The sequence below is a fragment of the Flavobacterium sp. genome (assembly GCF_050696275.1).
In the GTDB taxonomy this organism is placed as follows: Bacteria; Bacteroidota; Bacteroidia; order Flavobacteriales; family Flavobacteriaceae; genus Flavobacterium.
Genome location: NZ_JBOGUT010000021.1, coordinates 39,104 through 63,809, shown reverse-complemented (window position 1 = coordinate 63,809; position 24,706 = coordinate 39,104). Strand labels below are relative to the sequence as shown.

General features: G+C 35.8%; 29 protein-coding genes. 24 read left to right on the top strand and 5 right to left on the bottom strand.

All coding sequences use genetic code 11. The annotated features are described in order from the left end of the window. Position 1: 1 nt before the first annotated feature. From ACRDEC_RS11720 to ACRDEC_RS11710, 3 genes are all read right to left on the bottom strand, one after another. Positions 2 to 1,216 carry a DUF4856 domain-containing protein gene (locus ACRDEC_RS11720; RefSeq protein ID WP_431498536.1) on the bottom strand — a complete coding sequence of 405 codons (1,215 nt, stop codon included), beginning with the start codon at positions 1,214 to 1,216 and terminating at the stop codon, positions 2 to 4. A gap of 116 nt (positions 1,217 to 1,332) precedes the next feature. Beyond that, positions 1,333 to 2,196: a hydroxymethylglutaryl-CoA lyase gene (locus tag ACRDEC_RS11715; RefSeq protein ID WP_431498535.1), complete on the bottom strand. Its 864-nt coding sequence runs from the start codon at positions 2,194 to 2,196 to the stop codon at positions 1,333 to 1,335. Positions 2,197 to 2,255: 59 nt separating this feature from the next. Further along, a complete protein-coding gene (locus ACRDEC_RS11710; protein ID WP_431498534.1) occupies positions 2,256 to 3,293 on the bottom strand; it encodes a quinone-dependent dihydroorotate dehydrogenase in 1,038 nt (345 codons plus the stop codon). 362 nt (positions 3,294 to 3,655) lie between these two features. On the opposite strand from ACRDEC_RS11710, the gene ACRDEC_RS11705 reads away from it, so the two are divergent. The 13 genes from ACRDEC_RS11705 (at position 3,656) to ACRDEC_RS11645 (ending at position 11,545) form a co-directional block, all read left to right on the top strand. Next, entirely contained in the window at positions 3,656 to 4,036 is a 381-nt protein-coding gene (locus ACRDEC_RS11705; RefSeq protein WP_431498533.1) for a hypothetical protein, read from the top strand. Positions 4,037 to 4,144: 108 nt separating this feature from the next. Beyond that, positions 4,145 to 4,750: a matrixin family metalloprotease gene (locus ACRDEC_RS11700; RefSeq protein WP_431498532.1), complete on the top strand. Its 606-nt coding sequence runs from the start codon at positions 4,145 to 4,147 to the stop codon at positions 4,748 to 4,750. 51 nt (positions 4,751 to 4,801) lie between these two features. Then, positions 4,802 to 5,077 (top strand): hypothetical protein, encoded by a 276-nt coding sequence (locus ACRDEC_RS11695; protein WP_431498531.1) that lies wholly within the window; start codon positions 4,802 to 4,804, stop codon positions 5,075 to 5,077. Positions 5,078 to 5,183: 106 nt separating this feature from the next. Then, positions 5,184 to 5,654: a hypothetical protein gene (locus ACRDEC_RS11690; protein ID WP_431498530.1), complete on the top strand. Its 471-nt coding sequence runs from the start codon at positions 5,184 to 5,186 to the stop codon at positions 5,652 to 5,654. 42 nt (positions 5,655 to 5,696) lie between these two features. Beyond that, on the top strand, positions 5,697 to 6,506 hold the full coding sequence (locus ACRDEC_RS11685) for an alpha/beta hydrolase (RefSeq protein WP_431498529.1): 810 nt from the start codon (positions 5,697 to 5,699) through the stop codon (positions 6,504 to 6,506). 255 nt (positions 6,507 to 6,761) lie between these two features. Beyond that, positions 6,762 to 7,226 carry a hypothetical protein gene (locus tag ACRDEC_RS11680; RefSeq protein WP_431498528.1) on the top strand — a complete coding sequence of 155 codons (465 nt, stop codon included), beginning with the start codon at positions 6,762 to 6,764 and terminating at the stop codon, positions 7,224 to 7,226. Between the two features lie 43 nt (positions 7,227 to 7,269). Beyond that, positions 7,270 to 7,488, top strand: coding sequence for a pyrimidine dimer DNA glycosylase/endonuclease V (locus ACRDEC_RS11675; RefSeq protein ID WP_431498527.1), 219 nt, complete (start codon positions 7,270 to 7,272; stop codon positions 7,486 to 7,488). Continuing rightward, positions 7,485 to 8,321, top strand: a complete 837-nt coding sequence (locus ACRDEC_RS11670) for a helix-turn-helix domain-containing protein (protein ID WP_431498526.1) — start codon at positions 7,485 to 7,487, stop codon at positions 8,319 to 8,321. The genes ACRDEC_RS11675 and ACRDEC_RS11670 overlap by 4 nt, the downstream gene beginning before the upstream one ends. Before the next feature lie 83 nt (positions 8,322 to 8,404). Further along, on the top strand, positions 8,405 to 8,953 hold the full coding sequence (locus ACRDEC_RS11665; protein ID WP_431498525.1) for a YbhB/YbcL family Raf kinase inhibitor-like protein: 549 nt from the start codon (positions 8,405 to 8,407) through the stop codon (positions 8,951 to 8,953). Between the two features lie 232 nt (positions 8,954 to 9,185). Then, complete coding sequence (locus tag ACRDEC_RS11660; RefSeq protein ID WP_431498524.1) at positions 9,186 to 9,779, top strand: short chain dehydrogenase; 594 nt, start codon at positions 9,186 to 9,188, stop codon at positions 9,777 to 9,779. A 155-nt stretch (positions 9,780 to 9,934) separates the two neighbouring features. Further along, positions 9,935 to 10,414: a group II truncated hemoglobin gene (locus ACRDEC_RS11655; protein WP_431498523.1), complete on the top strand. Its 480-nt coding sequence runs from the start codon at positions 9,935 to 9,937 to the stop codon at positions 10,412 to 10,414. Between the two features lie 18 nt (positions 10,415 to 10,432). Next, positions 10,433 to 11,041: a GNAT family N-acetyltransferase gene (locus ACRDEC_RS11650; protein WP_431498522.1), complete on the top strand. Its 609-nt coding sequence runs from the start codon at positions 10,433 to 10,435 to the stop codon at positions 11,039 to 11,041. A 126-nt stretch (positions 11,042 to 11,167) separates the two neighbouring features. Beyond that, positions 11,168 to 11,545, top strand: coding sequence for a hypothetical protein (locus tag ACRDEC_RS11645; RefSeq protein ID WP_431498521.1), 378 nt, complete (start codon positions 11,168 to 11,170; stop codon positions 11,543 to 11,545). Positions 11,546 to 11,694: 149 nt separating this feature from the next. Here ACRDEC_RS11645 and ACRDEC_RS11640 read toward each other — a convergent pair whose 3' ends face one another. Continuing rightward, a complete protein-coding gene (locus ACRDEC_RS11640; protein ID WP_431498520.1) occupies positions 11,695 to 13,887 on the bottom strand; it encodes a M12 family metallo-peptidase in 2,193 nt (730 codons plus the stop codon). A gap of 226 nt (positions 13,888 to 14,113) precedes the next feature. Here ACRDEC_RS11640 and ACRDEC_RS11635 point away from each other — a divergent pair, with 226 nt between their 5' ends. The 9 genes from ACRDEC_RS11635 to ACRDEC_RS11595 all read left to right on the top strand — a co-directional run bounded on the left by ACRDEC_RS11635 (position 14,114) and on the right by ACRDEC_RS11595 (position 19,107). After that, positions 14,114 to 14,620: a hypothetical protein gene (locus tag ACRDEC_RS11635; protein WP_431498519.1), complete on the top strand. Its 507-nt coding sequence runs from the start codon at positions 14,114 to 14,116 to the stop codon at positions 14,618 to 14,620. 110 nt (positions 14,621 to 14,730) lie between these two features. Beyond that, positions 14,731 to 14,955 carry a DUF2798 domain-containing protein gene (locus tag ACRDEC_RS11630; protein ID WP_431498518.1) on the top strand — a complete coding sequence of 75 codons (225 nt, stop codon included), beginning with the start codon at positions 14,731 to 14,733 and terminating at the stop codon, positions 14,953 to 14,955. Further along, positions 14,952 to 15,641: a 3,4-dihydroxy-2-butanone-4-phosphate synthase gene (ribB, locus tag ACRDEC_RS11625; protein WP_431498517.1), complete on the top strand. Its 690-nt coding sequence runs from the start codon at positions 14,952 to 14,954 to the stop codon at positions 15,639 to 15,641. The genes ACRDEC_RS11630 and ribB overlap by 4 nt, the downstream gene beginning before the upstream one ends. After that, positions 15,619 to 16,191 (top strand): Crp/Fnr family transcriptional regulator, encoded by a 573-nt coding sequence (locus tag ACRDEC_RS11620; RefSeq protein WP_431498516.1) that lies wholly within the window; start codon positions 15,619 to 15,621, stop codon positions 16,189 to 16,191. The genes ribB and ACRDEC_RS11620 overlap by 23 nt, the downstream gene beginning before the upstream one ends. Positions 16,192 to 16,307: 116 nt before the next feature. Further along, positions 16,308 to 16,610: a hypothetical protein gene (locus ACRDEC_RS11615; RefSeq protein WP_431498515.1), complete on the top strand. Its 303-nt coding sequence runs from the start codon at positions 16,308 to 16,310 to the stop codon at positions 16,608 to 16,610. Between the two features lie 77 nt (positions 16,611 to 16,687). Then, positions 16,688 to 17,140, top strand: a complete 453-nt coding sequence (locus tag ACRDEC_RS11610) for a DoxX family protein (protein WP_431498514.1) — start codon at positions 16,688 to 16,690, stop codon at positions 17,138 to 17,140. A gap of 74 nt (positions 17,141 to 17,214) precedes the next feature. After that, positions 17,215 to 17,706 (top strand): DinB family protein, encoded by a 492-nt coding sequence (locus tag ACRDEC_RS11605; protein WP_431498513.1) that lies wholly within the window; start codon positions 17,215 to 17,217, stop codon positions 17,704 to 17,706. 35 nt (positions 17,707 to 17,741) lie between these two features. Beyond that, positions 17,742 to 18,179 carry a GNAT family N-acetyltransferase gene (locus tag ACRDEC_RS11600; protein WP_431498512.1) on the top strand — a complete coding sequence of 146 codons (438 nt, stop codon included), beginning with the start codon at positions 17,742 to 17,744 and terminating at the stop codon, positions 18,177 to 18,179. Positions 18,180 to 18,327: 148 nt separating this feature from the next. Further along, positions 18,328 to 19,107: a type 1 glutamine amidotransferase domain-containing protein gene (locus ACRDEC_RS11595; RefSeq protein WP_431498511.1), complete on the top strand. Its 780-nt coding sequence runs from the start codon at positions 18,328 to 18,330 to the stop codon at positions 19,105 to 19,107. A 69-nt stretch (positions 19,108 to 19,176) separates the two neighbouring features. Here the strand turns inward: ACRDEC_RS11595 and ACRDEC_RS11590 are convergent, their stop codons facing one another. Beyond that, entirely contained in the window at positions 19,177 to 22,482 is a 3,306-nt protein-coding gene (locus ACRDEC_RS11590; protein ID WP_431498510.1) for a VIT domain-containing protein, read from the bottom strand. A gap of 309 nt (positions 22,483 to 22,791) precedes the next feature. On the opposite strand from ACRDEC_RS11590, the gene ACRDEC_RS11585 reads away from it, so the two are divergent. Both ACRDEC_RS11585 and ACRDEC_RS11580 read left to right on the top strand, forming a co-directional pair. Beyond that, positions 22,792 to 23,673, top strand: coding sequence for an SDR family oxidoreductase (locus ACRDEC_RS11585; protein WP_431498509.1), 882 nt, complete (start codon positions 22,792 to 22,794; stop codon positions 23,671 to 23,673). 263 nt (positions 23,674 to 23,936) lie between these two features. Then, positions 23,937 to 24,701, top strand: a complete 765-nt coding sequence (locus tag ACRDEC_RS11580) for a ParA family protein (RefSeq protein WP_431498508.1) — start codon at positions 23,937 to 23,939, stop codon at positions 24,699 to 24,701. Positions 24,702 to 24,706: the final 5 nt, after the last annotated feature.

Here is a 24,706-nt window from a genome sequence, read left to right as displayed (position 1 = left end):
ATTATCCTTGAGATGCGTCAGAAACTGAAAAACCGAATTTTGTTGCAATTTGATTTGAAATCTCATCAATTTTAGCTCCGATATGATCTACGTCCCATAAACCTGGCTGACTTACAGTACCACCGCTTAATTTACCTAACATTACATCTACTTCCGCTTTAGTAAAATAAGGTTGATTAGTAGCAGGATTATTTGTATATCTTAAAGACATAATAAAACCGTAACCTTCAGATAATCCGTGAAAAGCAGTTATACCATTAGCTAAATCAGCTTTCCCTTTTTGCAAATAATGCACTCCTCTGATAGCAGGGATTTTAGAAAAATTCTCTTTAATAATAGCAATCTGCTGATCTCTTACTGCATAATCATTTCCTGTAATAGCAGCTCTTCCTTTAATAAATGCATTTTTAATATTTGTTTTCAATACATTAAAAGAAGTAACTTGTGAACTAACCTGATCAATATAACTATCCCAGAAATAAGGCTTGTTTGAAGCATTTAAACCTGCTCCGTAAATATATCCGTAAGCCTGATCCCAAGCATGCTCCATTTCAGTATAATTTTTACCAGCTACCAATACTTTATTTGCATTGTTCAAACGGTTATCACCTGCATCTAAAACAACTGTATTTAAAAAATTATTTAAAACCTGATCCATAAAATGAGCTCCCATCATTCCTTTAGCTACAACTTGACCTGGCTCTAAACCGTCAGCACCATATAGTCTTGTTCCGTTTTTACCTGCAACACCTGCTGAAGCAGTTGCTCCTGTTTGACTCGCCGCTACAGCAACATCAAATGTAGATTGGAAATTTCCCTGAACTGCTGTTGACTCTGTATTTCCTCCGTTAAAACAACCAATTGAAGTAGCTGTTTTATCTTTTAAGTTAATAGAAGGAGCAATACCTACTAAAGAAAGAGTTGTAAATTGAGCATTTGTATTTGCATACATTTGAGCCAATTTAGTAGATGTTAAAGGGTTGTCCTTTCCAGAAGTAATGTAACCGTTAATTTCTGTAAGCATCAAAATACGAGTTTTCTGATCATCATGAGCTACAGAAGTAGTAGTGTTTCTTGAAAAATCATATGTAGCTGGTACTGTGTAAGGTAAAACTGTAATTTGCTCTTCTTGTGGCTCATCATTATTATCTGAGCAAGATGCAAAAGTTAACATAAGTACAGGTAATGCTGCTAAAAGGACATTTTTAAATTTCATATTGCCTATTTTATTTAGATTGAATTAAAATAATTTACGCGGCAAATATAAATACTCATTCTAAATAAGCCAAGAATAATTTAGATTATTTTTAAATAAGTAATCCAGAGTGATTGTTAATGGTATACTGTAAATATCTTAAGAGCCTCATTATAAGCACTCTCAAAACTAATGGGACTCAAATTTGAATCCGCTTTTTGTGCAGTAAAATAAGACAGCATTTTTTCGGTAGGCATATTTCCTGTCAAATCATCTTTGGCCATTGGACATCCGCCAAAGCCTTGAATTGCTCCGTCAAAACGACGACATCCAGCTTTATAGGCTGCATCCACTTTTTCGAACCATTTTTCAGGAGTAGTGTGCAGATGAGCGCCAAATTCTACATTAGGGTATTTCGTAATCAGATTCGAAAAAAGATAATCAATTACTTCCGGTGTGGAGCTTCCCACAGTATCAGAAAGTGAAAGAATCCTGACACCCATAGTCGCCAGTTTTTCTGTCCACTCACCTACTATCTCTACATTCCAGGGATCACCATACGGATTTCCAAAGCCCATAGAAATATAGGTTACCACTTCTTTATTGGTTTTGTCAGCAATGTTTAAGATTTCCTGAAGCGTTATCAAAGATTCGGCGATAGTCTTATGAGTATTCCTCATCTGAAAATTCTCTGAAATAGAGAAAGGAAAACCTAAATATTGTATCTCTTTATGAAGGGAAGCATTCTCCGCTCCCTGTGTATTGGCAATAATAGCAAGTAATTTGCTTTGAGTATTCGACAAATCCAATTGCGCTAGCACTTCTGCGGTATCCTGCATTTGCGGTATCGCCTTAGCAGAAACAAAACTTCCAAAATCTATGGTATCGAAACCCACTCGTAATAACGATTGGATGTATTGCACCTTTTTATTAGTAGGTATAAAGTCTTTGATGCCTTGCATAGCATCTCGTGGACATTCGATAATCTTAACTCTTTCCATTGAAGACTTTGTAGTTCTAGTTCTTATTCCGGCATTTCGGGAGCTAAAGATACTAAGTTTTATAGTTTTTCTAAAATCTTTTTATTGATGGCTTTGATTAAAGCCGGCCCTTCGTAGATAAATCCTGTGTACAACTGCACCAGACTTGCACCTGCTTCCAGCTTTTCGATAGCGTCTTCAGCAGAATGAATACCGCCCACTCCGATAATCGGGAATGCGTTGCCACTCTTTTGAGACAGAAAACGAATAACTTCAGTAGAGCGTTTCGTTAAAGGTTTCCCTGACAACCCTCCCATTTCAATTTTATTAACTGACTGAAGCCCTTCACGGGAAATTGTAGTATTAGTGGCAATTACACCGGCAATTTTAGTTTCTTTTACAATAGCAATAATATCCAACAATTGTTCGTCTGTTAAATCAGGTGCGATTTTAAGCAATACCGGTTTTGGTTTTTTACCCTCTTCCGTACTGTTTTTTGCCATATTCATATCCTGAAGCGTCTGCAACAACTTCGTTAATGGCTCCTTATCCTGTAATTCTCTTAAATTAGGCGTGTTTGGAGAACTTACGTTGACCACAAAATAATCAACGTAATCATATAAAGCCTCAAAGCAGATCTGATAATCCTTTACAGCATCTTCGTTAGCCGTTACTTTGTTTTTACCAATATTTCCGCCAATAAGAACTCCATTGTTTTTCTTCAAACGGATTACAGCTTCTTCTACTCCACCATTATTGAAGCCCATACGGTTGATAATAGCACTGTCCTCTTTCAGACGGAATAAACGGATTTTAGGGTTCCCTTCTTGTCCTTTTGGCGTAAGCGTCCCTATTTCTATGAAACCGAAACCAAAATCAGACAATTCCTTATACAGTTTGGCATCTTTATCAAAACCAGCCGCAAGACCTACAGGGTTCTTGAACTTGAGTCCGAAAACCTCACGCTCTAAACGTTTGTCATCTACTCCGTAAATGGATTTAAAAAGCGATGAAAAGCATGGAATTCTGCTAGCCAATCGAACAGCCGAAAAGGTAAAGTAATGCACTTTCTCCGGATCAAACCAGAAAAGTATTGGGCGAATGAGTTGTTTGTACATGATTTTGTTGTGTTGTGGTGCAAAAATAGAAAATTGCAAGGAGATTTTAGAGGAGTAATAAAAGAAAATAGTATGAGAGCAGTTGACATCAAATAATCACGTTCTTGTTTTAATGCAAACAGCAATTTAACACTATTACTGGTCTTAATAATCTTGACCTTTTCCCGTTAGCAAAAAGAAACCTAAATATTGAATATTAATGTTGGTATTTTGGAAGTAAAACAGTTAGAATAGAAACGCCATCTCCACCACGTATTTTGTCAGATTACAAAATAGAGTATCTTTACCGAAAGCAACTTTTACAAACTTCGCAACCGTAAATCAAGACACAATGTTGCGCACAATCTTAAAAAACCAGTCCGATGAAAAAATTCCACAAACTCTTTCTTCTTTTACTAGTCACAACCCTTTTTTCTTGCGAAGGTTCTGATACTTATCAGGGAAAATGGAGCGCTTTGGATCCAAATGGAAGAAAGTTTGAAATTACTTTTTCACCAACAAATTTTTCCATTAAAGACAGTACCGGTAAATCCAAAAAGTACGAATACACCCAACATTCGGTTACAACGGAAAACTCATTAGAAACTTACGGAATCCGTGTAGATGATGGACGTGCTTACCAAATATACTTCCCTAAAAAAGACGAAAGTGTTGGCATCATATTAGACGAAAATGGAATACCGTTGTTTACAATCAGCAGAAAAGGGCATATAACTTACCAAGAAATATATAAGCTAAATTAAACTGAACACAACAACCGTTTTCACCCTCTTTAGCAGAAATAAACATTCTGCAATAGCCGAGAATCGTTCGCAATACGCCCGAATAAATTAAAAACAAATCCCAAACAAATGAAAGCTTTCTTTTGGTTACTGCTAATAGGTATTTTTATTAATTGCACACCACTCGCAAAACAGGAAAAAGTAGTCGTGATTCAACCATTTGGAGAATTTTCAAATAGTGAAGCAAAATTGATTTTCAAAGAAATTGAAAAAATCAACCCAAAAGTTGTTCTAAGAAAAAACATCCCTTTTCCTACCGAAACATTTTACAAACCAAGAAACAGGTATCGGGCAGATTCACTAATAAAGTTTCTGGGATCAGAAATTGGTAAGGATTCCGTAATCATTGGATTGTCTGAAAAAGACATAAGCACAACGAAAGTAAAAAACAAAGATTGGGGAGTAATGGGACTTGCCTTTCGTCCCGGAAATGCTTGTGTTATCTCAAATTTCAGGTTATCAAAAAACAACAAAACCGAACAGTTTCATAAAGTCGCATTGCATGAACTTGGGCATACACAAGGCCTTCCTCATTGTAAAAATAAAACTTGTTTAATGAGAGCAGCTGAAGGTGGTAACCCAACTGATCAGGAAAAAGCTTTTTGTTCCTCTTGCAGTGACTACTTAAAAGCAAGAAATTTAAAACTTGTAAAAACCGCACTAACCAATATTTAAAAAACAAAACCGCCACAAACAGCGATCATAAGAATCAGTCCTAAATACACCATGAGAATTTTAAAAATAATTATTGGAGGCATTATGCTTCTCTTCGCATTACTTCTATCAATTGCAACATTGAGAGCAGCATTTCTTTGCATTGAAGATTGTACTGAAGAATTTCAAAAATCTATCTCTCAAGGAATTCCATATACTTTAGGCTCATTTTTAACTCTATTATTTATGACTGCAGTACTATACTTCCTGATAAAATATAGTTTTAAACTAATGCAGAATAAACCAAGTAAAAAAAGAACTTCGGAAATAGACGAGATAGGAAAATAAAATTGACGACTTTTAAAACTGAATTTTATAATTTTGAAATACATAAGGGTATTTAGACAACAAGCCTTTTTGAAAAACCTGGCTTATATCCTAATAAATTGAAGCTTTGCACTCGGAAATCCATCCAAATACAAAGACTGAAGCAATTCAATATTCACTAAAACCAAACAATATGAACGAAGTATCAGTAGTACGTCTTAATCTTATGCGGGTTGGTTATCTACTTATTATCGTAGGGTTGGCTTTTGTCATCTGGCCACATCTTATTCATCACTCGAGTAGTTGGGCACTTAAATATGGTGACACCTCTAGTTTACCGGGAGGATTATCTTTGCTTGCACTTCTTGGTTTGCGATATCCGCTTCAAATGCTTCCTTTACTTTTATTCGAGCTGACTTGGAAAATAGTCTGGCTAACAGCCATTGCACTGCCATTGTGGAGTGAAGGTCAATTGAATGAGGAAACAAAAGAATCGATATTTGCTTGCGGTATGGGTGTAGTCATCATGCCTTTTATTATTCCGTGGAAGTACGTTTTTCAAAACTATGTAAAGAAACAAAGTGACAGATTCAAGTAAAATATAAAACTATACCATCACATTTTCATGAAACTCTAAACAATGAAAAAAGGACTTTTAAAAATATTGAAAATGGTGGTTGGACTCTACATCGTTTTATGTGGTCTTCTCTATTTTTTTCAGGAAAAACTCATTTTCTTTCCTCAGAAGCTGGACAAGAATTACCAATTCCATTTCGGACAAAATTTTGAAGAATTATATAGTAAAACAAATGATGGGAAATTCTTGAATGGACTTTTATTCAAAGCCGATCATTCAAAAGGACTTATATTTTATTTACACGGAAATGCTGACTGTTTGAGTTCATGGGGCGAAGTCGCAAAAACATATACTGACTTAAATTATGACATTTTTATGCTTGATTACAGAGGTTTCGGAAAGAGCGAAGGACAAATAAGCAATCAAAATCAATTATTTGAAGACAATCAAACTGTTTACAATGAATTAAAGAAAAGATATACCGAAGACAAAATAATCATTTTAGGTTATTCCATAGGGACAGGACTGGCTGCTAAACTAGCTTCATCGAACAATCCGAAGATGCTGATTTTACAAGCTCCTTATTACAACTTAACAGATATGATGAAGCAACGATTTTCTTTTGTTCCGACTTTTATTTTAAAATATAAGTTGGCAACTAATGAATATCTAAAGAGTTGTAAAATGCCCGTTGTACTATTTCACGGAAACCAAGACGAGGTAATTTATTATGGCTCTTCACTAAAACTGAAAGAACAATTTAAGCCGCAAGACATATTAATAACTCTAAACGGACAGGGACACAACAACATGTCAGATAATGCAGAGTATAAAATCGAATTAAAAAAAATAGTTTCAAATAGAAAATCCTAACCATGCCGTTAGTTTTTTTTTATGCCTTTTTTAAATTTCTACTAAGCGCCGTTAAAGCGCCGTTAAAGTGCCATCAAAGTGCCGTTAGAGTGCCGCAAAGGTGCCGTCCTAATGCAATACCCTACCCAATTACCAGCAAACAGGTCACAAACATAGCCTACAGCCATCTCATTTGGCAGCACGAACAGAATTAAATATCTTTACAACGCTGCTGGCGTACAATTGCAGAAAACAGTCGTAAAAACTAAATAATTAATGAAAAAATACCTTCTTTTTATTTGCCTGATGCTTGTTGTTTCCTGTAAAAAAACAGAAAACACAAATGAAATTAATTCCGAAAACAAAACAGTACTAAATAGTGAAAATAAAACAATAGAAACCGTTTCCGAAACAAATACAGCTCTCGAAAATGAGCAGAATACTGAACGGCCAAAACAAAGCAGGGTGATTAAATCGAAATTTGATTTAAAATTATTATATAGAATTTGGACAAGCGACCCTGAAGGTCCTCATGCTGACTTTGATTTGTCTAAAAAATCTTTTTATGTTGTAGATTATGACGGCAACGCAGATATGCCTTATATCATTAACGAAGACACCATTAAAGTTTTTTACAATGACTTTGTATCTGTTGGTATAATCAAAAACGTAACTAAAGACTCCTTAAAAATAGATTGGGATAACAATGGTCTCTCCAATTACGTAGAATGGAAAAATTAATTACAGCCTCTCATAAACCCTATTAAATTAAGATAAAAAACAAATGAGAATTTGGTCACTACATCCAAAATACCTTGATACAAAAGCACTGGTCGCGTTATGGAGAGAAACATTATTGGCTAAACATGTTCTGGAGGGAAAAACCAAGGGCTATAAAAATCATCCTCAACTCAATCGATTCAAGGAAGCAAAATACCCTATTGATTCCATTAACCAATACCTGAGCGAAGTATATTTTGAAGCAGTAAACAAAACAGAATGAACATAATTAAACTTCCCGACGAACTGCCTCTGGAATCTTCACAATCTGTAAAGGTTTTCGACTATCGCAGTTCTCAGGAGATTTCCAAACAGCAGATAGTTCTAAACCAAAATACATTCAGTTTTTTAATTGAAGGCACAAAAGAAGTCGTTTTCGACAACTCTTCTTTATCAATCAACAATTCCAAATTTCTAATCATGAAATCAGGACATTGCTTAATGACTGAAAAACTTTCCGACATAAAAAGTTACAGAAGCGTACTTTTATTTTTTTCAAATGAAATTACCTTAAAATTCATTAGAAAGTTTGAACTAAACAGCATTGGATCCACTAGCCATAACGCTGTTTTCTCATTCGGATACGATGAATTTATCAAGCGGTTTGCAAACAGTTTATCGGATATTTCCAAACTTTCAAAAAACACACAGAAGAAGTTATTAGAAGTTAAATTCGAGGAAATAATGCTTTATCTGATAGAAATACACGGTACTAATTTTCTCCATTCATTAATCACAAGCAGCAGTAATGTGGCACAAAAATTTACCCGCACCGTTGAAAGCAATCAATTGAATAAGTTAACATTAAAAGAACTTGCCTTTTTGTGCGATATGAGTGTGTCTACCTTCAAAAGAGAGTTTGAAAAACAGTATTCTGAATCTCCTATGAAATGGTTCCAAAATAAAAGGCTGGAATATGCATATTATTTGCTTAATGCAGCGCAAAAAAGTCCCTCTGAAATCTATTTTGAAGTCGGCTACGAAAATTTGTCCAGTTTTATTCAGGCCTATAAATCAAAATACGGCGTTACACCGAAACTCCATCAGAAAAATTGAGCTTTTAGCGATAGTTTTTGAACATTGTGCTATAATCCCTTAGTCTTTGTCAATCTAAATTTGCCTTAAACATTTAAATTATAATGAAAAAAGCAAGTTTAATCTTAGTACTGTCTTTAATTTTTTCAAGCACCCTTTTCGGACAAAAAACATTTACATTATCCAGTAAAGATTTAGGAGGAGAATTAACAAAAATGCAGGAATTCAATGGCTTTGGCTGTTCTGGGAATAACCAGTCACCTCAACTATCCTGGAAAAACGCTCCTGAAGGAACCAAAAGTTATGCAATAACAATGTATGACCCTGATGCGCCAACGGGAAGCGGGTTTTGGCATTGGGTTGTATTTGACATTCCTGCAAACGCAAACGAATTAGCAGCCAACGCAGGAAATAGCAAACCTGATTTATTTCCCAAAGGAGCAATTCAAAGTGTAACCGATTACGGAATTAAGGGTTTTGGCGGTCCTTGTCCTCCCGAAGGTCACGGATTACATCAATACATCATCACCGTTTATGCTTTAAAAACCGAAAAATTAGGGCTTACTGAAAATACAAATCCGGCGGTTGTTGGTTTCTACCTTTGGAATAATACATTGGCAAAAGCGAGTATAATTGCCTATTATAAAAGATAAAACCTAAAAAGACGGACTGAAATTACTTTCAAGCCGTCTTTTTTAATTGCTTCTTATTTTCTCTGGCATTTCATTAAAATTCAGACAATAACGTCAAACTGGAAGGAATAATTATTGAGGAAGCGTTCCGTAAAATCCGCTGTACCTAAACCAACTGTTTGTAAACACAAAAATTATCCCGAACTTCAGGAAATCAAAAAAGACAAAAGAAAACAATTAAATTTTACAGCATATGAAAATCATTATTGTGGGTGCAACAGGCACCATGGGAAAATATTTAGTAAGCGCTTTGGGAAAAGAACATGAAATTATCAAAGTAGCTACAAATGAAGGCGATATCCCAACAGATATCACCTCAACTGAATCTATTGAAAACATGTTCAAACAGGCTGGTCCTTTTGATGCATTGATTTCAACTGCCGGTCCGACGTATGTTGGCCCATTGAAAACTTTAACTGATAAAGAATTCAGAAAGGGTGTTGAAGGCAAAATGATGGGACAAATCAATTTAGTGCTTATTGGGCAACACTACATCAATCCCAAAGGCTCTTTCACACTAACTACAGGAGTCCTGGCACGTGACCCACAGAAAAACTTTGCTAATGCATCGGCTGCTAATGGCGCGGTTGAAGCTTTTGTCCTCGCAGCATCCATTGAATTGGAAAATGGTATTCGAATTAATGCCGTAAGTCCAACGGTTATAGAAAACTCACCTGATTATTTCCCCTACTTTCCAGGTGAAATCCCTGTAACGATGAAAGAGCTGGAATTTGGTTTCCGTAAAAGTATTTTTGGCGCCAGTACCGGACAGATTATTAAACCATAATAATTAGGAGCATTATTTTTATTTATTCAATATTCTTCTAAGTGATTGACTTTACTTTAAAAGAAAAAAATTCATACTCCTATTCTTTTTCTTAAATTTGCGCAGGAGTGAAAAACCTCCTGCTAATTATTGAAAACACTGCAAAAAAACTAAAGATGAGCAAAATACCTACTTTATTTGAATGGGCAGGCGACCATCAAACCTTTGAAACACTTTTCAGAAAGTTCTATACTAAGGTACTTAAAGATGATTTATTAGGCGAAGTCTTTCAAAACATGTCACCGGATCATGTACAACAGGTGGCGCATTTTGTTGCTGAGGTTTTTGGTGGCGACAACCTTTACACAACACAGGATAATGGTAGTCATACCATTATGATTGGGAAACATATCGGTAAAATGCTGACCGAAGAAAAACGCCAGCGTTGGGTACATCTTTTGCTTCAGACTGCAGACGAAATAGGCTTGAAAAGCGATTCCGAATTCCGTTCTGCTTTTGTAGGTTATATTGAATGGGGCACTAGACTGGCTGTTATCAATTCGCAACTAACCGAAAATCCTATGAACACAAACGAACCTATGCCTACTTGGGGATGGGGAGAAACAGGCGGACCCTATATTCCAAGCGAAATTTAACTTTACCCATAAAAACACATGAAAAACCATTGGATTCAGCATCCTTTAGTATTAAAAGGCAATGAAATAACATTGCTTCCTTTGGAAAAAGAGCATTTAGACCAATTATTCCTTGCCGCTTCCAATAAAGAAATATGGGAACTTACTTCTGTTGATTATTCGGTTGAGGAGATTTTTTATCCCAATTTCAACAAAGCTTTGGAGGAAAGAAATAACGGTTCTGTGTATCCTTTTGTCATTGTTTATAACCTTACCAATCAGATTATAGGGACGACACGATTGCTTGACATCTATCCCAATGATAAAAAACTGGAAATAGGCGTTACCTGGATTATGAAAGAATTTTGGGGAACAGCAATCAACCTGGAATGTAAATTGGTATTACTGCAGCATTGTTTCGAAACGTTACAAGCTAACAGGGTTCAGTTTAGAGCAAAAGACAATAACCTGCGTTCCAGAAGAGCCATTGAAAAAATTGGAGGAGTATTTGAAGGGATTTTAAGAAATGATAAGATAGAGCCTAACGGAATACCAAGAAATACGTCTTTTTACAGTATTTTACAAGAAGAATGGGAGAATGTAAAAGTAAATATTGAAGCCCAAATCGCATTAAAAGTAAACTGCTGATATTGCTTTTCCTGAATTAATCAAAGTGATTGGGTATCCCCTTAACGATGGAAGCAAAAATGTATCCCGAAAAATGTACCGATTGGCATAGAATTTGTTTCAGAATTTACTCCAAACCAAGCACCCATGAAAATTAAATTCCGAATCCTAAATTATATTGTTTTGATTGTTCTGTATTTGCTTTGTACTGAATTGTTTATAAAGCTTGACGAAGCATTGCATGTAGACAGTGTTCTTTTAACCCTTGGAGCTGGTTTTTTCCTACTGAATACTCTTAACGCTTTTATCACTTTGAAACTGAAACCCATCCTAAATATAACCATTGCTTTATTTATAGCTTCTTTAAGTCTATACTCGGCTGTTCAAATTGGCGCTGCTGAATTCTTCCCAAATGCCGATCCCTATGGAATTCTCACAGCTATTTTAAGCAACATTATCCTATCCATTCTGTTTTGGGAAATAGCGCATCAATTAAAAACCCGAAATAAAGCAATTCAACTCTAAATTAAACTTTCAATTACTAATAAAACCTCCGGCAAAATCTTCTGAAATGTGTACTCAAAAAAGAATACATATACCCCAACGCAAGAAGAGATTGTTCATATATTAAATAAAAAAACCCGCTAATTAATGTTAGCGGGTTCTTTATTCTGTTATAATTTAACGACCTTAAAGTTTACTATTTGATTTTCTACTTTCATCTTAAAGAAATAAGTTCCTGCAGAAAATCCGGCTAGATCAACCTGTGTTGTCAAGCCATTTACTTCTGATGAATACAGTAATCTTCCTTCGATATTATAAACTGTTACTCCTGAAATATAGTTTTTGGAATTAATGGTTACAATTCCGTTTGCTGGGTTTGGATAATAGGCATAATCAATATAACTATGCTCTTCAACTCCTAAACTAGCCAGACAGGAGGTTGTTGCTACCCAACCTAAATCAGTCTCTCCTCCATCAGAGAAAAAACGAATTGTTAGAGCTCCATCCGCTGCTGTAGATTCAAATGGCCCCGGAATACTGGCTCCAGTATATCCATTCGGTTCAAATGAATCAGCTCCTGTGCTGGAACCATCATACACATACAAATAGTCATAATCCTGTTCCAAAGAGAAAGCTGAAAACTCTAATTTTATTTTCTGATTTGGAAGATTAGGGACAATCGTCCGAACAAATTGTTGGTTATTACCATACTTTCCTACAACACCACCAGTATCGGTAAGCGTAATACCACTACAATAATTAGCTGGTGTCAGAAAGATATACTCTTTCGTTGTTGGCGTCATACTACCGCAATCAGGTTTCACCCTAAACTTATAGTAAGTATTCGGAGAAAGTCCATTGGCGGTGTAACTGTTAGTAGTAACCGAATTCCATACAGGAGCATTACTTGCAAAAGGCAAGACAGCAACCTGCCATGAACTTTCGGCAGTAACATCATTCCAAGTAACTGTTGCGCTGGTATTATTAGCATTGAAGACAGGATTTATTGAAGCTACACCATTAATACATAAATTAGTGCAATCAGCACTCAAACAGGTTCTGGAATTGACAAAATTTAAAATGGCGGCTGCAGGCTGAGGCCCAAAACCGTTACTAAGATTAATTCCAACACCTCCCACTAAGTGACAATAACTCATAATCGACCCACCTTCAGCTCCGCTTGGAATGGTAGCTGGTGTCGTCATACAGGAATAACCTTCGGCTGTCGCGCCTATGGCATAAGGTGCGCAATTGTCAATAGCCGTATTATTTCCGTTCCAGGCACAGGCGTGCGTGTGGCGTGATCCCACATTATGCCCGAACTCATGCGTTATTACCTGAACAGTCCATGAGTAAGTCGGAACGCTTGAATAACTTAAATATACATCGGAATACACATAATTATCTGCAGTGCAAAGTTTTCCAATTCCCATAGAAACTCCACCCATTCCTCCGGGATCTATTCCCACCAATTGTCCGACATCGCCATCAAAAGCCGGACGAACTTCTTTAAACTTATACAAATAAGCCCCTGAAGTTGTTCCAATTCCATTATACGGATCAGCTGTCGTCCAAATATACGTTGATTGCAATGTTACCGTAACTCCGTCATTATTATATAACGTTTGCATATTATTAAAAACAGAAGTCATCCAGTTTAGTGTATTTCCGGTATTACTTCCGTTTGAAACATAAAGGTTATTATCAATTTCAAAATACGTTGTCACACATTTAACGCTTAAAGGAGATTGTATTTCTCGTAATTGCTCTTCAACATCTTTATCAATAACATCCGAAGTTTTACATTCGGCATCATTGGCAACTTTCATTTTCTGATCTTCGTAAATGATATAATTTGCTGTATTTCCGGTTTCATCAATTTTCCCAATGACAAGATTGCTCAAGTTGTGACTGGAAACAATGGCATTAATTTCATCATGAAAAAAATTAAAAGACACTAACGAATTAGGCTCGTCTTTAATAATTCCGCGATAATGCACCCCTGGTGTATAAGGAATATTTTTTTGTTTATCAGTATCAGCATGAAAACCCTGAGCAAAAAGATTCACTTTATAAAGTTCCACTTTTATATTTTTGCCATGGTATGGAATTTCAACTTCTATAGTTTCATACGCTTTCGATACTACATCATTGACAACAGAAAATTTAATGGTTGCCAGCTGAGCTTCCGCTACGGTATTTTGGATTTTGGTACTTGGATTATCAGTACTCGCCTGAAAAGGAGAAATACTGGCAAAATTGGTCTTGGAGAGATGCAATGCCTGCACTTTTTCAGCGACTTTTCCTTGCCCAAAAACACAGGTACAGGTAAGCAATGCTAAAAAACGAGTTAAGTTATTCATAATCAGTTGTTTTTTTTTGGTTTGCCAAATATATTCAATACAATTTTAATAATCTAATTTTAAAATGCCTATAACTGCTCCTTAACTCAAAACCCTTTTATTTAAAAGACATCACAGCGCATTACGATTTTCAATTCATTATTATTTTAATTACGTTTTTTATGTTTATTTTTATTCTGGAAAAACAAAACGTATCCAAAAAGTAAAATATCAAAACCTCTGACAAATGAAAAAAACAATTTTAACCGCAGCAATGGTCTCTAGCCTGACAATTGCTTCCTGCAACCCTAAAACAGAAAAAAGCAGTACAGAAAAAAAACCGAAAAACACTGTTGAAACTGTTGCAGTATCTAATGTTGCGGCTGATGTTCCTTTTACAGAGGCTAAAAATTATTTTGTCAAAAACACCTTCAAAGAAGACCAGCTAACCAATCCAAAAATAAGCACACAGGCGGCATTTGACGCTATCTTTGGTATAGCTAGAACAATGAAAGAAGACGGTAAACCCACATCAATCGATTTTACTAAGCAATATGTCATTGCAATTGTAAATCCTGTTACAGATTTGGAAACTAAACTTTCTGCCGTTACTTTAAAACAAAAAGACAACGCCATCATTTTGAACTACGATGTACAAGAAGGCGAAAAGCAATCTTACTCCACTCAACCGTTATTACTACTGATTGTTGATGCTAAATACCAAGGTGAAATAATTGTGGAAAGAAATATGTAAAAAAGCCATCCTAATTATTACCTCAACTCTATTTAATGACTTATATCAAACTTTAAAATTAATCGCCATTGCATCTTTGCATCGTTATTAATTTTTAAATGATTTGAAAAATGAAAAGAAAACATTTTAAGTACATCAACACATTGTTTGTGGTTATCCCAATGACTCTCATTATGGCCTTTGTAGGGCTCATTCGAAATTACGGCTTTGGAGAAGACTGGTTTCTGAAATTCTTAAAAGCCTGGAGCGTTATGCTTCCTGTTGCCTATGCTGCCGCCTTTATGATTATTCCCAGCGCAAGAAAATTTGCCGAAAAAGTAATTCTTCCCAAATGAAAGTCAATCCAGCAAACCTACAAACTCAATTAGAGAATAGCAGTAAAGTACGTGTAGAAAATGCTATCAGACAGCTTCAAAACGGTAAAGGAATTTTACTTACGGACAATGAGAATAGGGAAAACGAAGCTGATCTTGTTTTTCCTGCTCAAAGTATGACTGTTGCCGATATGGCTCTTATGATCCGGGAATGCAGCGGAATTATTTGTCTTTGTCTGACTAATAAAAAAGCCGATTCGCTAGATTTGACTTATATGGTGACTGAAAACACAAGTCATTTTCAAACACCTTTTACTATTTCTATAGAAGCAAAAAAAGGGGTAACAACAGGAGTTTCAGCCTTGGACAGAATCCGAACCATACAAGTAGCCTCTAATAAGGATGCACAACCTATAGATTTAGCAAGGCCAGGTCATGTCTTTCCTTTACGAGCCAAAGACAACGGAGTCTTGGAACGAAATGGGCATACGGAAGGAAGCATTGATTTAATGAAATTAGCCCAATTACATCCGCAAGCTGTACTGTGCGAATTAATGAATCCTGATGGCTCTATGGCCAAACAGCCGGAAATAAGTCTTTTTGCAGCTCGGCACGACATAGCAGTCGTATCTATTGAGGATATTATTTATTACCGTAAATTTATAAAGGACTATACCGTCACATATGATAAAACAACAGCTTTCTGATTACATTAAAAAGATCATCGAAGTTACAGAAGAAGATTTGACAATAATTCTCTCTTATTTTAAGCCGATAAATCAAAAGAAAAATGATTTTTTACTGTCGCAAGGACAGGTTAGTCAACGAACATTCTTCGTTGGCAAAGGCTGTTTAAGGATCTTTTTTGTAAATGAAGAAGGAAAAGATACCACAAGGTATATTGCTTTCGAAAATCAGTTTGCCACTGCTTTGGTCAGCTTCATAACTGAACTGCCTTCTACCGAATATATTCAGTCCATAGAACAATCTGAGCTTTTATATATCAATCATCAGGACTTTAGACATCTCATGGAAATTATTCCGCAATGGAGGCAATTTTACTGCAAGTACTTGGAAAAAGCATATGTAAACAATACCAACAGGCTTATGTCATTTACTACACTGGATGCTTTGGAAAGATACAACCAGTTGCTTAAAATTAATCCGACTGTGGTAAGGCGATTACCCAATAAAATAGTAGCTTCTTATATTAATGTTTCTCAGGAAACGTTGAGCCGGCTAAAATCTAAAACCTGATTGTAACGTTTGCAGATTAAAGTTTAATCAATACTTTTGACAAACTGATTTCTTCTCCGGCCAAAACGCCAGGGATTTACATCAATTCTATTACAGGTAAAACCAAATTGCATTACATGATCCGAATAATTGAAAAAATAACAGAAATTATAGGCTGGTTTCAAATCGCCATTTCCCCTACCTTAATCGGATTAGGATTAGGCTGCATCCTATATTACAATTTTCAAAATACAATAGGATTGATTTTCGGAATACTAATAGCTGTTATTGGGCTTTTTTGCGGAGTAGCTTTAGCAACAAACAAATATAATACTACAGGAACAGTTTCTTTCCTGTCAAAGGTAAATGCTTCTCCTGATCTTGATAAATTCAATAAAACAGAGAAGAGAAATCTTAAAAGCAAAGACCTGGAAAACTGATTCATTCTCTTTCCTAATTCAGATTGAGCATTTTTTTCTCCGAACTTATCCAAAGAAGTTTTTTTAATAACTATACCATGAAACCATTATTTGTTCTGCTTGTTACTTTCTTTGTGGCTTTCTTGAGTCAGAAACTCCTCTTTGACCAATATGTATTGCCACTATCCGCAAGGATTGCTATGTGCGTGATGCTGTTTTTTACGGCCATAGGACACTTTGCCTTCACAAAAGGAATGACCATGATGATTCCTGATGCTCTTCCTTTCAAAAAAGAACTTGTTTATTTCACAGGAGTTTTGGAGATCTTTCTAGGGATAGGATTGCTTATCTCTCCTGCCAGAATCTATGCCGCATGGATACTCTTACTGTTTTTTATTATCATGCTTCCCGCTAATATTTATGCGGCCATAAAACATATCGATTATCAAAAAGGGACTCTTGATGGCCCGGGGCCAAATTACCTGTGGTTCCGAATTCCTTTGCAGCTGTTTTTCATAGCCTGGGTATATTGGTCTTCGATTAAATACTAAAGGCTCTGTTTTCTTGCCTACTTTTTCTTAAATTTACCCAATTGGCATAACCAAAATCCAATTCCTCAAACCCTATGGACGCATCATTACGGGAATCATTATGGAAACAATTCGGAGCGACCATCGATATGCTCGGAAATGCTATTACAATCTGCCCAGAAGATTTATGGAATTCGCACATCAAATACTGGTATTCGTCTTATCATACGATATTTTATCTGGATTACTATTTGTCTGAGGAGCCTGAAAATTTTATGCCTCCATCTCCTTTTACATTATCCGAATTTGATCCCGATGGTGCTTATCCTGACAAAGTGTACAGCAAAAAAGAATTGCTGGATTATTTGGAATTTGCCCGTAAAAAATGTTTCGATTTAATTGATGGTTTAACCGAAGAAAAGGCAAAACAACGATTTATAAATGAATACAGAAATTATAGTATTTTCGAAATGTTACTTTACAATATGCGTCATGTGCAACATCATGTGGGGCAATTAAATTTATTGCTGAGACAAGATATAAACGACGCTCCGAAATGGGTTTCACAAACACAGAAAACATATTAATTTTTTCTTTTAATAAGACTAAACCAGCATCAAAAATGGATCTATCGATACGAAATGCCAAGGTAAATGACAGTTTGTTTATAGTGGAACTTTCCAGACAGTTAGGGTATGAAACCAATGAAATCCAAATAAAGAAAAGACTTGAGGCAATATTGGCAAACAACGATAATTGCGTATTTGTTGCTGAGGAAAACAATGTCGTAATAGGATGGATTCACGCCTTCCATTCCTTGCAGGTAGAATCTGATTTTTTTGTTGAAATTGGCGGGCTGGTTATTGATGAAAATCATCGCAGAAAAGGAATTGGTCAATTGTTAATTGGTAAAATTAATACTTGGGCTAAATCAAAAGAATGCCAGAAAATAAGAGTACGCTGCAATACAAAAAGAAAAGAATCCCATATCTTTTACCAACAAATCGGATTTACCGAAACCAAAGAACAAAAGATATTCGACAAACAGATCGATTGTTAATAAACTACTAATCAATATATTAACAAACAGTTGCATTATTAATTCCCCCATTCCCGTGATGTACATCACACAAAAATGGTGATATAGTTCCTATATCCCTTCACAACTTGTTTGTAATTTTGTTTAACAACATTTAAACAATCTGAAAATGAAAAAAGCATTCTTATCAGGACTAATGGCTATTGTAGGTTGCGTTATTTTTTCCGTAGAAAATCAAGCAACAGCACAAACTAAAAATTCAAATAAAATGAACGGAAAAATATTATTTGTGGTAACGAGCCACGACAAAAAAGGAGATACAGGAGAACCAACCGGCTATTATTTAGGAGAAGTTTCGCATCCTTGGGAAGTACTGCGCAATACAGGTTATGAAATTGATTTTGTAAGCCCTAAAGGAGGTAAAGCTCCGGTTGATGGCTTTGATCTGAAAGATCCCATTAATAAAAAGTTTTGGGAAGATGTTGATTATCGAAATAAAATAGAGCATACTATGAAACCTTCCGAAGTAAAAACAGAACAGTATGTTGCCATATTCTATGCTGGTGGTCATGGAGCGATGTGGGACTTGGCAGACAATACGGAATTAGCAAAGATTGCAGCAAAAATATACGAAAACAATGGCATCGTAAGTGCTGTTTGTCATGGTCCGGCCGGATTGGTCAACATTAAGCTCAATAATGGAACCTATTTAGTTGATGGAAAAAAAATCAATGCTTTTACCAATGAAGAAGAAATAGCGGTCGGGTTAGAAAAAATAGTTCCGTTTCCGCTTGAAACCAAATTAATAGAACGTGGTGCAAAATTTGAGAAATCCGGACTTTGGCAAGAACATGTTGTGACTGACCAAAGAGTTATAACCGGTCAAAACCCTACTTCTGCTCATGCTGTTGGCGAAGCCATCTTAACAGCGTTAAAAAAGAAAAGATAAAACACTAAAAAAATTAAAAAAAGAAAGGCACAGAAGTTAATCTGCGCCTTTCTTTTTTAGACTTCTGTTCTAATCAATAACTATTTCAGCCAGATTTTGCCTTTCTTTTATTGTTCCCAATTGAATGGTTTGTAATTTCCTTTCAACAGTACCATTACTTCTGGTGGTATAAATTTCAACCATTACCGTAGTTGGTCCATTTTCAGTAAGGGCACTTTCTCCATAATAATTGGTTTTGACAATGAATGTTCCCTTCACTGCATTGCGTAATAAATATTGTTCCGGACCATAACCTTGGGTAAAATCTTTAGAAAACCTTGCTCCGGCCTGTGTATCTCTGTGCCCGTAAAAACACTCTTCTCCTGTTGGCTCAATAATGTGTAAATCGATATCCGTATCCATCTGATTCCAATTCAGAATAATTCTGACTGCTACCGGCATTTTCTTTACATACTTAGCATCTAATTTACCAGTTTTAATGCTGCTATGTTCGGCAATCATTCGGTTAATATCCATCAGGATAATATCTTCTACTCCTTCATATTGCCCACTCATTTCACCGAAATAATTGGTTTCCAATGCTTTGATTAATTCGTCGAAAGCGGCTTGGTATTCCTTATTATCTTCCAGTGTCAAAGCTAAATCTCGGTGACTTTGTGGCTCCTGCTCTCTCCATTTTGCGACTTGTTTAGCTGTAAACAGAGCATCTTCATACGCTTCCCACTGACGTAATTGATAGGTCAATGACTTATACAATTGATGATTTTCCAGTCCTAAATCAGCAATATTACTTAAAATCAATATCCCTTTTGGCTTATCACCTGCATTGTAAAAGTAATTGGCTACATCAAAATAAAAATTAGGGTTTCTCAAGTTTTCTTCCCGCAATTGCAGATATAAACTGTACTTTCTGTCCAGAGGTGCGGCATCCAATGCTTTCAGATATACTCTGTCCGGACTCCAGGAATTGACTTTCGTGCCACCAGTTGCTATAAATCCTGAACTCCACTGACTGTTTGAAATAGTGTCTGTAACATTACCATTAGCTATTGATGCAACACCTCTTATGGCAAGTCCTTCCACTCTTGCTGCCATCGGTTGAACCAGGTTACGGTTTCCCGAAATTTCTTCAGTTTTAACCGATTGTGTCGAATACGATACCGATTCCATTTTTCTATCGCTTTCCTCTTCATCTATGTCTTCTCTTCCTCTACTGGTTCCATATGCCTGAACAACAACTTCGGATAATTGAGCATTATTTTCAACCATAAATACATTATAAACACCGCTTCCTCTCACGGTAAATTCTTTGTCATTCATTCCCAGAAAAGAAGTTTGAATAACATCTCCCCGATTAGCACTAATTGAATACGTCCCATCAAAATTAGTCTGTGTCCCTCTGGTAGTCCCTTTCACCATTACATTCACTCCCGGCAGTGGGCCTGAAGCATCCCTGATTTCTCCTCTAACAGTTGCCACTGTACTTGTTTGTTCCCTTGGATTGTCTTCTCTTATTTCGACTGGCCTGTCTTCTTGTCTGTGGTGTTGCTCTGCTACTGTTCTGTTTTTTATTCTTTTAGGTTTTTTGATCTCTTTTGGTTTTACATATTTTGTGTTTTTATTCCACCATTGTTCTAATGTCTTACGATAATCTTCAATATTTTCCCAATTGCTGTGTGTTTTGGCCAGTGCAGATGCTCTTTGCTCTTTCATAATTCGGTCAAACTCGGTTCTTAATTCTGCCGGAGGAACTATGTCATATTGAATATAATCATGTATATCCTCTAAAACAATAAGAGACGTGTTTGGAGTTATTATACCGTACTTTTTCCCTAAGATTTCAATTTCTTCTGCATTTTTCTGGTATTGAACTTCCAAATTGGCAATTTTCTTCTGTGCCCAAAGTTTTTCTATATTCACATCGTTTGCCTTTTGATTTTTAGCATCAATAACCAGCTTTTTTTCCAAAACGGCATGATCTCCATAACCAAAAAGCAGCACAACCTCATTTTGGTTTTTTAGTGAAATTCCAGAGATACTGAAATTCCCTGAAACCGGAGTTCCCAACATAGGATACAATTCGGTTACTGTATAATTATCTTTAACCCCTAAAAACTTCAGGTTTTGAAATAATAACTGATCCAATGCATTTGCTGCATCTAACCGATTCAGATTGATAAAGCTTCCACCCGTTTTTAAGGCAGTATAATTCAGGAAGGCAAAATCTGACGATGGCACCGAAGTTATTGTATAAACAGGTTTATTTACTTTTTCTATTTGGTTGTCACTCAAGGAAGAAAGTCCGTCAGTAAAAAACAAGCATTCATCGTGATTTGACAATTTAATTTTTGAGAAACGACTTCCACCATCGTATAAAGTAGTTTCCAATAGGGTTCTCAACTCTGACCAATTTCCATTTGTTATGGTAAAAGTTCGGTCTTTTTCGAAAGTATAATTTAAAAAATAGAGTGTTACCTGCGTATTTTTTATCTCTTTAAAATAATCTTCTAATAATTGAAGTTCCTTCTTTAAATCCCTGTTTTTGCAACTCAATGAGTTATCCCAAATCAATCCGATGGAATTGGGGTTTCTCTTATGGATTTTATTTTTCTCAATGATCATATTGGCATAAAAATAATACTGTTCATTTATAGATTGCACTACAACACCTGGGATTTCCTGCTGAATAGGAATCTTGATTGCTACTTTTTCCGATGGCTGATAATTTGTTTTTTTAATGGAGGTATAGAATGAATTATTCCATGCAGTAGTTTCAAATTTTTCAAATAAAGAAACTTCGTTTGTCTCATTATTAATTATTGGTTTTGAAGCAGCTCCCAAAACCGTAATCTCTACCTCAAATTTCTCTAGTTTTTGCGGAAACCTGCTAACCAACTGATACATTAAATTGCTTTTATCAAACCCTGACAACTCTTGTTCGTAGCCTATAATTACAATTCTTTCCTGGTTAGGAAGTATCGGATAAATCCGTGTTCTGAAATTATTCCCTGCTACTTTTTCGAGCAATCCCGGATCTACTCTCCTGTGTTCAATAGCTTCAAATACTTGCTGTCCTTTGTTTTTATTTACCGGAACAGCCTCACGAATCTTGCCGTTTATATCAATAGCATAGCGGGAAACAGAAACGCCTTCGGGCAGCGGAAACAACAGCTCTCCTTCCATTTGCTGCGTTCCTGAATTAGTAAAATGCATTTCAGCGGTCGTATAGGCAATATTTCCCACTACTTTCACACTAACCAGCAGCTGGCTCATTTTGACACGAACAGAATCTGCTCCTTTCACATTCAACTGCGGGCTTTGAGCATAGGCAAAATGGCTCAATAAGAATAAAATAACAAGGCGTACGTTTTTCATAGTTTCTTTATTTTGTTTTCAGATTCCGTTACTCTTAGTAAGAGAGTAATTAACATAGAAAGGTTGGGAAGCCTTGTATTTATTTTTCCATATTACTTTGGTAACCAACAATAATACCTTGTTATTCTGCAAGTTAATTTTGTATTTTTAAATTAATTTAAATTGCATTTTTTCTGTTTTATTACTAACGGCACGCATTTAATCACTACCAATTAAAATCTCAAAATAACAATATCGAACATATTTTTTTTATTATGCATGCATACCAAATATTTTAATTACTTTTACTTTTCTAAAAAATAATAAACTATGAATTTTTCCGCAAAAATGCTTCGCGATAATGCACTTTCAGACAAAGTTATTGTAGTAACTGGAGGTGGAAGCGGCTTAGGTAAAGCTATGACCAAATATTTTCTGGAATTAGGGGCCAAAGTAGCCATCACTTCCCGCGATTTAGAAAAACTTAAAACAACTGCGACAGAATTAGAAACTGAAACAGGAGGAAAATGTTTACCAATACAATGTGATGTCCGTCATTATGATCAGGTTGAAGCCATGTTGGCTGAAGTTTTAAAAGCCTACGGAAAAGTAGATGTTTTACTGAACAATGCAGCTGGAAACTTCATCTCTCCTACTGAAAGATTATCTGCAAATGCTTGGGATACCATTATAGACATTGTTTTGAAAGGGTCAAAAAACTGTACACTGGCTTTTGGTAAACACTGGATTGATGCCAAACAAACCAACTGTAATGTCTTAAATATCGTTACTACATACGCATGGACAGGTTCTGCCTATGTTGTGCCTAGTGCTACAGCAAAAGCAGGCGTTTTGGCCATGACCAGAAGTTTAGCGGTAGAATGGGCAAAATACGGAATTCGTATGAACGCCATTGCTCCGGGTCCATTTCCTACTAAAGGAGCTTGGGACAGATTATTGCCGGGAGATTTAAAAGAAAAATTTGATTTAGCCAAAAAAGTACCATTGAAACGTGTAGGAGACCATCAGGAATTGGCCAATTTAGCCGCCTATCTGGTTTCTGATTTTTCAGCCTATATCAACGGTGAAGTGGTAACTATTGACGGAGGTGAATGGTTGCAGGGAGCAGGACAATTTAATTTATTGGAAGCTGTTCCTGAAGAATTATGGGATATGCTCGAAATGATGATCAAATCGAAAGGGAATAAATAATATGTGGGTACCGTTTTTTGTACATAAAATTTTAGTTACTAGTTGATAGAAAAAGGCTAGATTAAAGAAATTTAGTCTAGCTTTTTTTGTTTCGATTCTTTTTTTAATCAAAAAAGGTATAAAACAGTTTCTGATTTCCGTATTCCGGCAGCTCAATCCTTCTATCTGTGGCGGGAATGCAAAGTTTACACAATTGTTAACAAATAAGATTTTCAAAACCCATAAATAATTGTATTTTTACGGCTCAAAATTTCAAAAATCAAATGGGCAAAATCATCGCAATCGCTAATCAAAAAGGTGGTGTTGGAAAAACAACAACTTCAATAAACTTAGCTGCATCACTGGGTGTTTTAGAGAAAAAGGTCTTATTAATAGATGCTGACCCACAGGCGAATGCCAGTTCAGGACTAGGGATTGATATTGACAGTATCGAAATAGGAACTTACCAAATTCTGGAACATAGCCACAAACCGGAAGAAGCTATCTTAAAAACTACAGCTCCTAACGTGGATCTGATAGCAGCTCATATTGATTTGGTGGCGATCGAAATCGAATTAGTCGACAAAGAAAACAGAGAGTATATGTTGAAACAGACATTAGCTTCCGTTAAAGACAAATACGATTATATCATCATCGATTGTGCACCATCATTGGGTTTATTAACATTAAACGCACTGACCGCAGCAGACAGCGTTGTGATTCCTATTCAATGCGAATATTTTGCTTTGGAAGGTTTGGGCAAACTATTAAACACCATTAAAAGTGTCCAAAAAATACACAATCCTGAATTAGATATCGAAGGTTTATTGTTAACCATGTATGATTCTCGTTTGCGATTGTCAAACCAAGTAGTTGAAGAAGTACAGAAACACTTTAACAATATGGTTTTTGAAACTGTAATACAAAGAAATATCAAGTTGAGTGAGGCTCCAAGTTATGGCGAAAGCATTATCAATTATGATGCAACCAGTAAAGGGGCAACAAATTACCTACAACTTGCAGAAGAAATTATTAAAAAAAACAGCTAATTGAT